This is a genomic window from Haloarcula taiwanensis, from assembly GCA_002844335.1.
GTDB lineage: Archaea > Halobacteriota > Halobacteria > Halobacteriales > Haloarculaceae > Haloarcula > Haloarcula taiwanensis.
This window is the reverse complement of record CP019154.1, coordinates 404,363-416,828: the sequence shown is the minus strand read 5'-3', so window position 1 is coordinate 416,828 and position 12,466 is coordinate 404,363. Positions and strand designations below refer to the sequence as shown.

Here is a 12,466-nt window from a genome sequence, read left to right as displayed (position 1 = left end):
TATCAACGGTGCTGCGGGAGACACCATGACACGAAAGCAGACCACGTTTTCACGACGAGCGGTGTTACGCCACGGGACAGTCGCGGCCGGCGTGCTGGGATTGACAGTGGGCACAGCGAGCGCGGCGACGACGGTGTCCGGGGGCGGCGACGCGCTCCAGTCGGCCATCGACGCCGCGAGCGACGGCGAGACGCTGACAGTCGTCGACTCGGCGGTGTACGACCCCGTCACCGTCGACGCCGAGGTCACAATCGAGGCGAGCGCGAGTCCGACAATCGAGGGCGACGGCGGGATCGGCGCGGCGGTGGGCATCGAGTCGGACGGCGTCACGCTCGACGGGTTCACCGTCACGAATCCGGGTGGATTGCTCGGCGTGAAAGTCGAGCGCGGACGTGACGACGCGGCTATCAGCAACAACACAATCGAAGACGTCGGTCCGACCGGTCGCCTCGGCGTGACCGGCGTCGTCGTCGGCCAGGGCGACCACTCGGGCATCGAGATCGTGAACAACACGATTCAGAACCTCGACCAGGAAACGACGGACGATTCGGGGTTCCCGACGGTCAACGGGGTGCTCTTCGACGCCGACAACAGCGGCCCCGGCACTGTGAGCGACACGACGGTCAACAACAACACGATTCGGGACATCGAGAGCGACATCGCGCCGCTCGGCATCGTCGTCCAGCACGAGACCGACGGCGTCGACATCAACAACAACGAGATACGGGACCTCGTAGCCGCGGACGATACCGACTCCGACCCGTCCGACGACGTGGACTTCGGCTTCACGTTCGCACAGGGTATCAACATCGCGTCGCCCGCGACGAGCGAGACGACTCTCGCCCACAACATCATCGAGGACGTCACGAGCGCGGAGACGATTCTCCCGGAAGCAATCAAAGTCGACGGCGACGGCGGTGGCCTGACCGTCCGGGCGAACCAGTTGCTGGTCGCGGTCGGGCTGAACAACCGGAACGGGACTGACAACGGGAATCGCGACCCGTCGAGCGACCCACAGGTCGACGCGAAGAACAACTACTGGGGTAGTCCCGAGGGGCCAGAAGAAGCCGATTTCAACCAAGACGCGGACGACGACGACCGGAGCGACGTCGTCGGCAACGTCGACTTCGAACCGTTTCTCCGGAACCCACCGGGCGGGAAGGGACGCGGCCCCAACAACTAGGACCGGAACCTGTTTTTACACCGGCATCGACGTGCCAGCCATGCAATTTGGCGTCGACGAGGCCGGCAAAGGGCCGGTTCTGGGGTCGATGTTCGCCGCTGCTGTCAGGGCCGACCCAGCAGTCCTACCCGATGGTGTTGGTGACTCGAAAGACATCAGACCGGAGCGACGCGAACGGTTAGCCGAGGAAATCCGCGAGTTGGCAGACGCTGTCGGCGTCGCCGAGATTCCGGTCGAACGCATCGACGCCGACGGGACGGACATGAACACGCTGACTGTTGAGGGGCAGGCAGCGGCACTCTCAGAAGTGGCCCGAGACGACCTGTCGGGCATGGTCGACGCCGGTGACACCGACGCGGTGCGGTTCGGCCACCGGGTCGCGGAGGCGGTCGACGCCGACGTAACCGTGCGGGCAGAACACGGGGCCGACGAGACGGACCCGGTGGTCGGCGCGGCCTCGATTATTGCGAAGGTGGCCCGTGACACACACGTCGCGGACCTGGCCGGTGAGTACGGCGACGTGGGGTCGGGCTACCCCAGCGACCCGACGACGCGAGCGTTCCTGGCGGACTACGTCGAGCGCCACGGCGAGCTACCGGCGTGTGCTCGTCGGTCGTGGTCGACGTGTGACGACGTGCTGGCCGCGGCGGAACAGGCGTCGCTGGGCGAGTTCTGAATACCGAAAATCCCCGCAGACGCGGCTTGGAGTCGGACGGGAGCTGTTTTCCACAGCCCGTACGGCCCTTCCAGCACGTGTCCGACTGTAGCCGGACTTGCACCGGCCTCGCCCTCTCGGGCTTTACCCGGGCTCGCACCGGGTTTTGTCGATGTGCTGGATTCCCGAACGCCACTTACGTGACATCCGGTAGTTGGCCTTCGCACCGGTCCGGCCGGCCGGGCCGGCGGTGGGCTGTTTCGGTTCTCCTTCGGAGCGTTCACCTCGGAGTCGTTTGACGGACCGCTCGGTTGTTGCCCCCAACGCGTCCTGTTCCGTCCTGTGTGGACAGTCTGAGACCCGTCGTCCGATGGCTCCCCGCATCTGGCGGGATGTGTAGCTTGGACCTGCTGGATAATAAGTCAATCTAAAAGAATTTGGTACCTTCTCACATGAAAATAGTCGGCACTGGACTACTGGAGACGGGAAAAAACGGGCCGCGGGCGGTCAGTCCTCGTCCAGCACGAGACTCCGAAGGATATCACCGTAGGCCGGCCGTGTCACCAGAACCCCGACCAGCACGCCGACGATTGTGATGATGGCGAACCCGGAGAGGTCGCCCAGAGAGAGGACCATCAGCGGACTCATGGCGACGATGGTCGTCGCTGCGGCCGCGCCGATGACCCAGAACGCCTTGCGGAAGCGACTCTGGAACACGCGTCCGGTCTCGACTTTCCCCTGTTGAAGTATCTCGTCGGCGATGATAATGAGGTCGTCCACCCCCGTGCCGATGACCGCGATGAACCCGGCCAGATGCGAGAGGTTCAGCGGATACTGGACGAAGGCGACGAACCCGAGGAGGATGAACACCTCCGACAGCGCCGTGACGATCATCGGCAGGGCGACCTCGGGACGCCCGTACCGGAGATACACTACCAGACTCACCGCGATGACGGCGAGAATGCCCGTCAGGAGGGAGCGCTGCTGGAACTCCTGAGCGAGCGCAGACGAGAGCGTCTGGCTTTCGGCGTTGTCGAAGTTGAGCGGAGCCGGCAGCCGGCCGGCCTTCAGCGCGAGTTCCAGCTCGGTCGCCTCGGACATATTGCTGGTCCGCATGATGAACTGCGGGTTGTTGACGAACTCACCGTTCTGGTAGGACTGGCCAAGTCCCGGGTCGACGCCGCCGACGAACACCGGTTCGCCGTTCAGCGTCGTCACCAGACAGTCTGCCTGCGAGTTCTGGAGGTTATCGTGGTCGTAATCCGAGCGACGGCAGGTCGACCCGCTACCGAAGCCGGCCTCGACCATGTCGTTCGCGTAACGCTCGGCGGCGCTCTGTTTGACCGTCACCGGGACGTGCGTTCCCTGCGTTTCGCTTCGCTGCGCTGATCCGGCCCGCAGATCCTCCTGCGAAAGAACCTCTTCGCGGACGTAGGATCCATTCTCAGTGTTATCGTGAACGGCGTACACGCGGACGACACCCCGTTCTTCGAGCAGGCCGATGAGTTCCTCACGCCCCCTGTCCGGGGCCGTGACGCTAATGAAACTCCGACCGCCAGGAGAACTTACCTGCTGGACAGAACCACCGGTCAGGGCTGATTCCCGCAGTTTGTCGTTGATGACCGATACCATATTTTCGCGGGTCTCCCGGGTCACGCCGGACCGGACCTCGCTTGGTTCGTACCCCTCGGCTTCGAGCGCGGACTGGACGTCCGACTCGCTGACGTTCCTCGCAAACACTTCGACGGTTTCAGTCCGATTCGAGGCGCGTACGTCGATTGAATCGACGCCAAGTCGGTTCGAGACGGACTGTTCGAGGGCCGTCTCATCCGCGGGCGCAACATCCACACCTTCCGCAGTGGTACCGACGATTGGTGCCTGGATGCGTGTGCCGCCACTCAACTGGATGCCGTACTGGAGGTTCGTCGATTGGTCGGCGGCCCCGGCCCCTTCAGTATCCGAGGTCCCTGGCGGAACGCCGGGGACGAACAGCGCAATGGCGCTGAGTAGCAACAGCGTGACCAGCGCAACGACGCGCCAGTTTTCCTTGAGTGTGCTCATCGTTTGACCCCCTCGTACTTGTACCAGCGAAGCAACGTGACGTTGAGCATGTAGGTGTTCATCAGGTCAGCAGCCAGTCCCACGACGAGAACGAACCCGATAGAGGCCATCAGTTCGATACCGAATAGCGTCGCCGAAATCGCCATCACCGCCATCGCCGCCATCGACGTCAGTGTCATCGTCACACCGGTCCGCATCGCGCGGTATGTCGACTCGTAGAACCCGCCGGACCGCCGGAGGACGTGGTTGTTCAACAGGATATCTGAGTCGACGCTGTAACCGATGAGCATCAGTAGCGCGGCGACAGTTCCCAGAGAAAGCTTGATTCCCAGCAGGTTCATCACCGCGAGCGGGATGACAAGGTCGGAAAACGCCGACAGGACAACCGCAATGCTCGGCACGATCGACCGGAACATCGCAAAAACGAGCAGACTCATTCCGAGGAAAGCGACACCGATGCCGACGACCGCGAGCCGCTGGTTCTCCTGACCGAATATCGGCGAGGTTGTTCCGCTACCGAGGAACTCCATCTGGTCGCTCGACCGCGCGGTTTCCTCGATAGGCTCCAGATTCGACGAATCGAACGTGATAATGTAGCGGTTCTCACCCTCAACCTGTTGGACAGAAACCACGGGCTCGTCGAACGTATTGTCCCTGAGTTCCGCCTGTGAGAGAGACGACTCGACGGTGAGTTCCGAACCGCCCGTGAAGTCGATGCTCGGAGAGACCGGCGCACCGGTGACCAGATACCAGCCACCGAGCACCGCAAGTGCCAGACCGAGCACCACCAGCGGAACCGCCACCAGTTGGCGGTTCGAGTACTGGGTGTAATCGACTTCCGGGACCTCGAACTCGAACATGACCGAACGATGTGAGACGGGCGCGAATAAGCCTTCTCAATCACTGCCGCTGACATCCGACATGGCCGTACATCTATGACAGTCTGTCACGTATATCCGGTATGTCAGAGCGCGCCATCAGGGTCAAACTCTCGTATCCAGCAGACCTCAGCGGGTGGGGTCGCGACAAGATCGACGGGTCGCCGTTCCGTGCGTACCTTCGGAAGACACACGACAGCGCCGAACCGGGCGACGTGTGGACGGAGTTCGTCGGCGTCGGCTGCTGTGGCGACACGCTAGACTTCCCGCTTCGGGTCGAATCCGTCGACGGCGGCACAGCGGTGACCGAAGACACCGAGTTCGTGTACACCGAGCGCGAGGCGTGTGGTGTTGCCGGCGGCTGGGAAGTCCAGAGCGCTGCCGGACCGACCGAATAAGGAGTGCGAGCGGGTGAGAGAACGCGTCAGTCCGGGAGGTAGCGCACGCTGACAACGCCGTCAGTCGTTCGGATTTCGACGCGGTCGACGCCGAGTCTGGCCGCTCGTGAGAGGGTGGCTTCGTCCTCGACGACATCTGCCGCAGCCTCGGCTGTCTCGTCGTCCGGGACCGTCAGAACGTGTACCTCACCCTCTCCGGCGCGCTCGACCGTGGTTAGCTCGCCGGGGGCCTGTTCGGCCGCGATTTCGGTCGTCTGCGCCGTGGGCGCGAGGTCGACCGTCTCCACAGGAATTGTTCGCCGCTCTTCGACTTCGGTAAGGGTGTACGTGACTTCCATCGGCGGCTCCGGTTCGACTGTCCCCTCTACTACCTCGCCGGTCTCAACGCCGGGATTGTCCGACAGTGTCAGTACTTGCGAGTTTGCGACGTTCCGAAGCGTCGCCGACGCGTCGTCAGCGTTTGTGACAAGAAATGTCCCTTCGATTGCTGTCATAGATTCAGATTCGTGACGGGCGTTCTTGCCCGTTTCGACCCGGGGACGGACTGTCGTGTCATCTCGGGAGGAGCGGGCGACTGTAGGCCTACAGCACTACTTCAACAGCCGATGAGTCAGATAGAGTACCAGCGTCGCAAGCAGCGGCGGGACGATGCCGGCAGTCGGCGGCAGCGAGTAGAAGAAGCCGACGACAGCACTCTGTGTCGGCTCGCGAAGCGCCGCCGGAGCCGAGGTCAACAGCGCGAGGTATATCGACCCGATGAACAGGAACGCCGAAACGGCGAGTGCGCGGTCGTAGGCGACCGATGACTCCGTTCGTCGGTGGCGGCGCGCGACAGAGAGCACCGGAGCCAGCAGCGGCGCGACGAGCAACAGTCCAACGAACAGGAAAAAGCTCCGGGAGAAAGTGAACGTCCCGCCGCGGACGCTCCCGGTTTCGGCGAGTTGCGTTATCAGTCCAAAGGAGAACACGAGCGTAATCGCCACGGACAGTAACAGTGCGACCGGAACGTACGCTTTGAACAGCAGCGAGTCGCTGGCACGGAACGCGTACGGGAACGCCCCGGGGAGCCCGTTGTACGGTTCGGGCCGGTCGTCGTCGGCTGTGACGGACTGCTCTGCCGTCGCATCTGTCATATCTGTTTGTTAGGCGAGCGCGTGGTTAAGCGCGGTGTTGTCCGACAGGCGGTGACTGTGGACCCGCGTCAGCTGCCTGCCATACTGTCCGGGAGTTGTTTGTACCCGCCCGTCGACATCCACAGTATGCATGTCGATATCGGAGCCGCGCTTGCCAATGCCGCCGACCCGGGCGTCGAGCGAGCGACGCTAGAGGAGCTGGACGAGCGGGTGGCCGCGGCCCACGAGCGAATCGAGCAGGGGCGAACCGACGACGAGTTCGGCTACGCGTCGCTGAACCTCCCCGAAGCGACCGACGCCGAGGCCATCCGCGATGCCGTCGCACCGGTCGCCGACGCCGACTCTGTCATCACTGTCGGCATCGGTGGCTCAGCGCTAGGGGCGAAAACAATCACGGAGGCGCTAGCCGAGGACCCGGACAGCCACGTCGTGCTGGACAACGTCGACCCGGAGCACGTTCGGCGGACGCTTGACGGACTTTCGCTTGCCGACACCGCGATCAACGTCGTTTCACGGTCGGGGACGACGGCGGAGACGCTGGCGAACTTCCTCGTTGTCCGCGAGGCCTACGAGGACCACGGTGTCGACTGGACCGACCGAATCGTCGTCACGACGGGTGAGTCCGGCCCGCTACGGTCGCTGGCCGAGCAACACGACCTGCCGACGCTGCCGGTTCCCAAGGGCGTTCCGGGCCGCTTCAGCGCGCTCTCGGCGGTCGGGCTCGTCCCGCCAGCCATCCTCGGTATCGACATCGAGGGGCTGCTTTCCGGCGGTCAAAAGGCGGCTGACGATCTCGCGCCGTCGTTGTATGACTCGCCGGCATACGCCTACGGCGCGATGGCTTACGCACTCGAAGAAGAAGGTGCGATAGTCAACGCTGTTATGCCCTACGCCGAACGGCTGGAGTCCTTCGGCGAGTGGTTCGCACAGCTCTGGGCTGAGAGTCTCGGCAAGGACGGGCGGGGCCAGACGCCGGCACGGGCGCTTGGCGCGACCGACCAGCACTCCCAGCTCCAGCTGTACCGCGCCGGCCACCGCGACAAGGTCGTCACGTTCGTCCGACCGCGCGAGCGCGCCGACGTGGCGATTCCCGACCCGGACCACGAGAACCTGTCGTATCTCGCTGGAACCGACCTCGGCGGCCTCATCGACGCCGAGTACGAGGCGACGGTGGCGAGTCTGCCGGCGGCTGACCGGCCGGCGCTGGAAGTAGAGATCGACCGCCTCGACGCCGAGAGCGTCGGGGAGCTGCTGTACGCGATGGAGGCGGCCTGCGTCCTCGTCGGCGAACTCGCGGACGTGGAGACGTTCACCCAGCCGGCCGTCGAGTGGGGCAAAAACGCCACGCGGGCGCTCATCCGCGGCGAGACGACGGACGAGACGGCGGTCATCGACGAGCGCGAACGCCTGCGGATCGGCGAAACGGAGTCCCTTTAGGCCGGCGCAACGGACTGCCGGTAATGGACGACACTGCCGCGAACTGGGGTGTGCTCGCTGCTGGCCTCGGTCTCGTCGTACTCGTCGCCACAGAAACCGGCGTGGTCGGCTGGATGACACCAGCGACGGCTATCGGCCCAGTTACCGCCCGACAGGTCGCCGCCGCCGGCTTCGTCGTCGCCGCCCTCGTCTTCTCACTTGTCCGCCACGGCGCACTCGGCCGCAGACAGGCCGGTCTGGGCGCGACAGGCGCAAGCATCGTCGCAACCCTCGCGACGCTCATCGCGTTCTTCGGGCCAGAATTCCGTACTGGCGTCGAGGCGACTGTCGGACTCGCGGTCTATTTTTCGGTGCTGGCCGGCAGCCTCACAGTCGCACTGGGCTGGGCGCTGTCGACCGGCGTGCCGAACGACCGGCTGTACACGGTCGCCAGAGCGCTCTCGGTCGCAACGGGAATCGGACTGGCCGGCTTCCTCGTGGGCACAGTGTTCGCCCAGTTCGTCGTTCTCGGGGCCGCGGCGGGAGGGCTGGTCAGCGCCGCAGCACTAAAAGGCGGGACGGTCACCGGACCCACGTACATCACGCTCACTATCGGCATCGGCGTCGGCTTCGTTGGTTTCGGGGCGGCCGTTGCCAGCCGGCTGGACCGAACCTGGGCCGACCTTGACCTCCGTCGCCCCGGTCTCCACGACATCGGCTACAGCGTCGGCGGCGTCGTCGTCCTTATGCTCGCGCTGTTTGGCTTCAGTTACCTCATTCAGGCGCTCGGGCTGGAAGCCGCTCGGAGCAGCGTCGAAGAGCTGGCCCGCGAAGACCCGTCGTTCCTGCTCGTGATGGTCCCGCTGGCGTTTCTCACCATCGCGCCAAGTGAGGAGTTTATTTACCGAAACCTCATCCAGAAGTACCTCTACGACGATTTCGGCGACCTACAGGCGATTATACTCACCAGTGCTGTGTTCGGCGTCGTTCACTTCGGACAGTACAGTACTGGGACGCCGACACAGACCGTCCTCTCGTTGCTGCTGGTGTTCGTCCTGTCGACACTGCTGGGCCTGAGCTACCTCAAGACCGAGAACCTGCTCGTGCCCGTCTTTATTCACGGGGCGTTCAACGCTATCCAGTTCCTCACATTGTACATCGAGATTACAGGAAATCCGGCAATCTGAGCCGTCTGACTGCTGTCTGACGGGTGTTTATGCGACATACCGTTGTAGGCGATGGCATGGCTCGGCGGTTCACCGTCGTCTGTGATGACGACCAAGCGCGGATTATCGAAACGCTTGCGCGACGCTACAGCATCACAGAGGAGGAAGTCCTTTCACAGTTGGTTGCGCTCGGACTCGAAGCCCGAGACGAACAGACCGTCTAAGCCGGGTTCTTCCGCGATAGCGAGCTACCGCAGATGGGACAGCGGTCGCGATTCTCGTCGAACTCACGGCCGCAGCCGGCACACTGGAACAGCCATTCCCGCTGTTCGGAGATCCCTTCACGGGCGATGACTTCGACTGCCACGTCGAGTTTCTCCGCGACGTTTTGCATCGCGTAATCGTCGGTGACGAGTCGGCTGTCGAGTTCGAACGCGGCCGCAATCAGTCGGATATCGGTCTCCGAGAGCTCCGCCAGATCACCGGTTTCACCGGCGGCGCGCTCGATGCGCTCGACGGTGTTGTCCTCGGGAATGTGAAGGTGCATCCCCGAGCCTTCGAGGGCGTCGAAGCGATAGGCAGCCTCGTCTTCCAGTTCCTCTCTGACGAGCGGAATCGTCGCTATCTGCTCGTCGGTGTGGTACTCGTTGATAAATGCCGAGGAATCGAGAACGTACATCTACCGTTTGACAATCATGTGGTCTTTCACCGCCTTGACCCGCTCAACCGGGACAAGCAGGCGGCCCTGGTCACTGTACTCGAAATTCGTGTTGCGGAGCGACTCCGCGGGGTCGATGACGAGGTTGTGTAGCGCGCCCGAGGAGAAGTCCATCGTGATGTTGTAGAGACTGCCGATTTCCGCGCCGTCAGTCCCCATCACGTCTTTGCCCGACAGGTTTTCCGCAAGTATCGCGGCCATATCCCCATGTTCCGAACGAGGTTACATAAACGCCACGGGGATGTCCGAGGGGAGAGCAGGGTACCGGAACGGTTGCCGAGGGCTGACGCGTCGGCGGCTGACGGAGTCACTGAGAAACACCGGCGGAAACGGAGGTCACAACAGTCACAGCAGGCAGCAGCCCTAAGCGACAGGCACCCACACAAGTACGCATGGACCAGAGCAGGCGTCAGTTTCTCGGCGCGGTCACAGCCGTCGTCACCGGGACTATCGCGGGCTGCAGTGGTGGCGACAGCGGTGAGCCGTCCCCGACAGAGACAGCCACCGCTACGCAAGTACCGACCCGTACTGCGACGACATCGGCCGATTCGGTTACGACACCAACGGAGACCGCCACTCCAACCGAAACACAGACCGAGACACCGACAGCCACACCGACGGAAACGCCGATAGACGCCGATCAAGAAGTCGCCGTCGCGCCGGGCGATTTTGTCTTCGAGCCCGTGTCCTTCGAGGTCCCAGTCGGAAGCACCGTGCTGTGGGTGTGGGAGGGCAGCGGCCACAACGTCAAACCGACCGCGACGCCGGAAGAGAGCGACTGGTCCGGGACGCCCGGAGACGACGGAAAGACGTACAGTTCGGGCTACGAGTACGCCTACACCTTCGCGGTTCCTGGCGAGTACGAGTACCACTGTGTCCCACACCAGAGCATCGGCATGACGGGGTCGTTCACTATAACCGAGTGACGCCCGCTTAGCCCGACGTTCGGTCGCGCGCGTTTGATGACGACGAACTTAACTGCCACCGACGACTCGGTTCTGACAACTTCTGGAGCCATCTATGTCTGACACGGACCCCACCACAGCCACCGACGACACCCTGCGGACGCCCATCGTCGCCGTTCTGGGCCACGTCGACCACGGGAAAACGAGCCTGCTCGACAAAATCCGGGGGTCGGCCGTCACCGCCGGCGAATCGGGCGCGATCACACAGCACATCGGCGCGACCGCCGTCCCGCTGAACGTGATTTCCGAAATCGCCGGCGATCTGGTCGACCCGACGGACTTCGACCTGCCCGGCCTGCTGTTCATCGACACGCCGGGCCACCACTCCTTCTCGACGCTTCGCTCCCGTGGTGGCGCACTCGCCGACATCGCCATCCTCGTCGTGGACGTCAACGACGGCTTCCAGCCACAGACGCTGGAGGCCATTGACATCCTCAAGCGAACCCAGACGCCGTTCATCGTCGCCGCGAACAAGATCGACACCGTCCCCGGCTGGAACCCCAACGAGGGCAAGCCGGTCCAGCAGACGATGGACGCCCAGTCCGACCGCGTCCAGTCCGACTTAAACGAGAAACTGTACGAGATCATCGGCGAACTCTCGGACAACGGCTTCTCCGCAGACATGTACTGGCGCGTCCAGAACTTTCAGGCCAACATCGGCGTCGTGCCGGTGTCGGCTGAAACCAGCGAGGGCATCCCCGACCTGCTGACGGTGATGATGGGGCTGTCCCAGCGGTACATGAAAGAGGAGATGGAAATCGACACTACCGGCCCCGGTGTCGGGACTGTCCTCGAAGTGAAAGACACCCAGGGCTTTGGAACGACGCTCGACGCCATCATCTACGACGGGACCATCCGCAACGACGACACCATCGTCGTCGGCGGACTGCAGGGGCCAATCGTCACCGACGTACGCGCCCTGCTCCGTCCGCGACCGCTCGAAGAAATCCGGACCGAACAGGAGTTCGAACAGGTCGAGCAGGTCGCGGCCGCCGACGGCGTCAAGATCGCCGCACCGGACCTCGACGACGCGATGGCCGGCGCGCCGATCCGCGTCATCCGCGACCGCGACCGCAGCGAGGTCATCGCCGAGGTGGAGCAGGAACTCGCCGAGATTGAGGTGACAACACAGGAGGAGGGCGTCGTTATCAAGGCCGACACGCTGGGCTCGCTGGAGGCCCTCTCCAGTACGCTCGAAGAGGAGGAAATCCCGGTCATGCGGGCCGAGGTCGGCGCGGTCGCACCGCGGGACGTGCGAGTCGCCGAGACAGCCGGCGAACCGACGAACCAGGCGATTCTGGCGTTCAGCGTCGAGGTGCTTGACGACGCGCGGGACCTCGCCGAACAGGAGGACGTGGAACTGTTCGAGGACGACGTCATCTACCAGCTCGTCGAGTCCTACGACGACCACGTTACTGCCATCGAGGAGGCCCAACAAGAGCAGATTCTGGACAACATCACCCGTCCCGCGAAGTTCCGGATTCTGCAGGACCACACCTTCCGCCAGTCCGACCCCGCTGTCGTCGGCGTCGAGATCCTCTCGGGTGAACTCCGCCGGAACGTCAACGTCGTCAGGTGGGACGACGGCGAGCCGAACCGCGTCGGGACCCTCAAGACGATTCAAGACGAGGGCGAAGACGTCGACTCGGCCCGCGCCGGCGAGCGCATGGCCGTCTCGATTCAGGGGCCGACCGTCGGCCGCCAGATAGAGGAAGGCGACGACCTCTGGGTCGAAATCCCGGAGAAGCACGCGAAGATTCTCGAACAGGAACTCAAGGAAGACATCTCTGTCGACGAGCGCGAGGCGCTGTCGATGTATCTGGAGAAACACCGGAACCGCGACCCCTTCTGGGGGAAGTAGACGATACTCAGTGCGCTTTTGCGCGAGTAATA

General features: G+C 63.6%; 14 protein-coding genes. 8 read left to right on the top strand and 6 right to left on the bottom strand.

From position 1 onward, the window contains the following. Positions 1-25 precede the first annotated feature (25 nt). Both BVU17_02170 and BVU17_02165 read left to right on the top strand, forming a co-directional pair. Complete coding sequence (locus BVU17_02170) at positions 26-1,183, top strand: hypothetical protein (protein ID AUG46384.1); 1,158 nt, start codon at positions 26-28, stop codon at positions 1,181-1,183. Positions 1,184-1,223: 40 nt separating this feature from the next. Then, complete coding sequence (locus tag BVU17_02165) at positions 1,224-1,859, top strand: ribonuclease HII (protein AUG46383.1); 636 nt, start codon at positions 1,224-1,226, stop codon at positions 1,857-1,859. 486 nt (positions 1,860-2,345) lie between these two features. Here BVU17_02165 and BVU17_02160 read toward each other — a convergent pair whose 3' ends face one another. Together BVU17_02160 and BVU17_02155 are read right to left on the bottom strand one after the other, a co-directional pair. Beyond that, positions 2,346-3,899 (bottom strand): preprotein translocase subunit SecD, encoded by a 1,554-nt coding sequence (locus BVU17_02160; GenBank protein AUG46382.1) that lies wholly within the window; start codon positions 3,897-3,899, stop codon positions 2,346-2,348. Beyond that, a complete protein-coding gene (locus BVU17_02155; protein ID AUG46381.1) occupies positions 3,896-4,759 on the bottom strand; it encodes a preprotein translocase subunit SecF in 864 nt (287 codons plus the stop codon). The genes BVU17_02160 and BVU17_02155 overlap by 4 nt, the downstream gene beginning before the upstream one ends. Positions 4,760-4,860: 101 nt before the next feature. On the opposite strand from BVU17_02155, the gene BVU17_02150 reads away from it, so the two are divergent. Then, positions 4,861-5,175: a hypothetical protein gene (locus BVU17_02150; protein ID AUG46380.1), complete on the top strand. Its 315-nt coding sequence runs from the start codon at positions 4,861-4,863 to the stop codon at positions 5,173-5,175. Between the two features lie 26 nt (positions 5,176-5,201). On the opposite strand, the gene BVU17_02145 is transcribed toward BVU17_02150, so the two are convergent. Then, positions 5,202-5,669, bottom strand: a complete 468-nt coding sequence (locus tag BVU17_02145) for a hypothetical protein (GenBank protein ID AUG46379.1) — start codon at positions 5,667-5,669, stop codon at positions 5,202-5,204. A gap of 96 nt (positions 5,670-5,765) precedes the next feature. Beyond that, positions 5,766-6,308 carry a hypothetical protein gene (locus BVU17_02140; protein AUG46378.1) on the bottom strand — a complete coding sequence of 181 codons (543 nt, stop codon included), beginning with the start codon at positions 6,306-6,308 and terminating at the stop codon, positions 5,766-5,768. 126 nt (positions 6,309-6,434) lie between these two features. Here BVU17_02140 and BVU17_02135 point away from each other — a divergent pair, with 126 nt between their 5' ends. The 3 genes from BVU17_02135 to BVU17_02125 are packed head-to-tail and all read left to right on the top strand — an operon-like array spanning position 6,435 to position 9,114. Further along, a complete protein-coding gene (locus BVU17_02135; GenBank protein AUG46377.1) occupies positions 6,435-7,745 on the top strand; it encodes a glucose-6-phosphate isomerase in 1,311 nt (436 codons plus the stop codon). 23 nt (positions 7,746-7,768) lie between these two features. After that, positions 7,769-8,911 carry a CAAX protease family protein gene (locus BVU17_02130; protein AUG46376.1) on the top strand — a complete coding sequence of 381 codons (1,143 nt, stop codon included), beginning with the start codon at positions 7,769-7,771 and terminating at the stop codon, positions 8,909-8,911. 56 nt (positions 8,912-8,967) lie between these two features. After that, complete coding sequence (locus BVU17_02125; GenBank protein ID AUG46375.1) at positions 8,968-9,114, top strand: CopG family transcriptional regulator; 147 nt, start codon at positions 8,968-8,970, stop codon at positions 9,112-9,114. Here BVU17_02125 and BVU17_02120 read toward each other — a convergent pair. Then, a complete protein-coding gene (locus BVU17_02120; protein ID AUG46374.1) occupies positions 9,111-9,569 on the bottom strand; it encodes a DNA-binding protein in 459 nt (152 codons plus the stop codon). The genes BVU17_02125 and BVU17_02120 overlap by 4 nt on opposite strands. Next, positions 9,570-9,809 (bottom strand): photosystem reaction center subunit H, encoded by a 240-nt coding sequence (locus BVU17_02115; GenBank protein ID AUG46373.1) that lies wholly within the window; start codon positions 9,807-9,809, stop codon positions 9,570-9,572. It abuts the gene before it with no gap. Between the two features lie 191 nt (positions 9,810-10,000). Between BVU17_02115 and BVU17_02110 the strand changes: the two genes are divergently transcribed. Together BVU17_02110 and BVU17_02105 are read left to right on the top strand one after the other, a co-directional pair. Further along, positions 10,001-10,534, top strand: a complete 534-nt coding sequence (locus tag BVU17_02110; protein AUG46372.1) for a halocyanin — start codon at positions 10,001-10,003, stop codon at positions 10,532-10,534. A 94-nt stretch (positions 10,535-10,628) separates the two neighbouring features. Beyond that, positions 10,629-12,434, top strand: a complete 1,806-nt coding sequence (locus BVU17_02105) for a translation initiation factor IF-2 (GenBank protein AUG46371.1) — start codon at positions 10,629-10,631, stop codon at positions 12,432-12,434. The last annotated feature ends 32 nt before the right edge of the window (positions 12,435-12,466 follow it).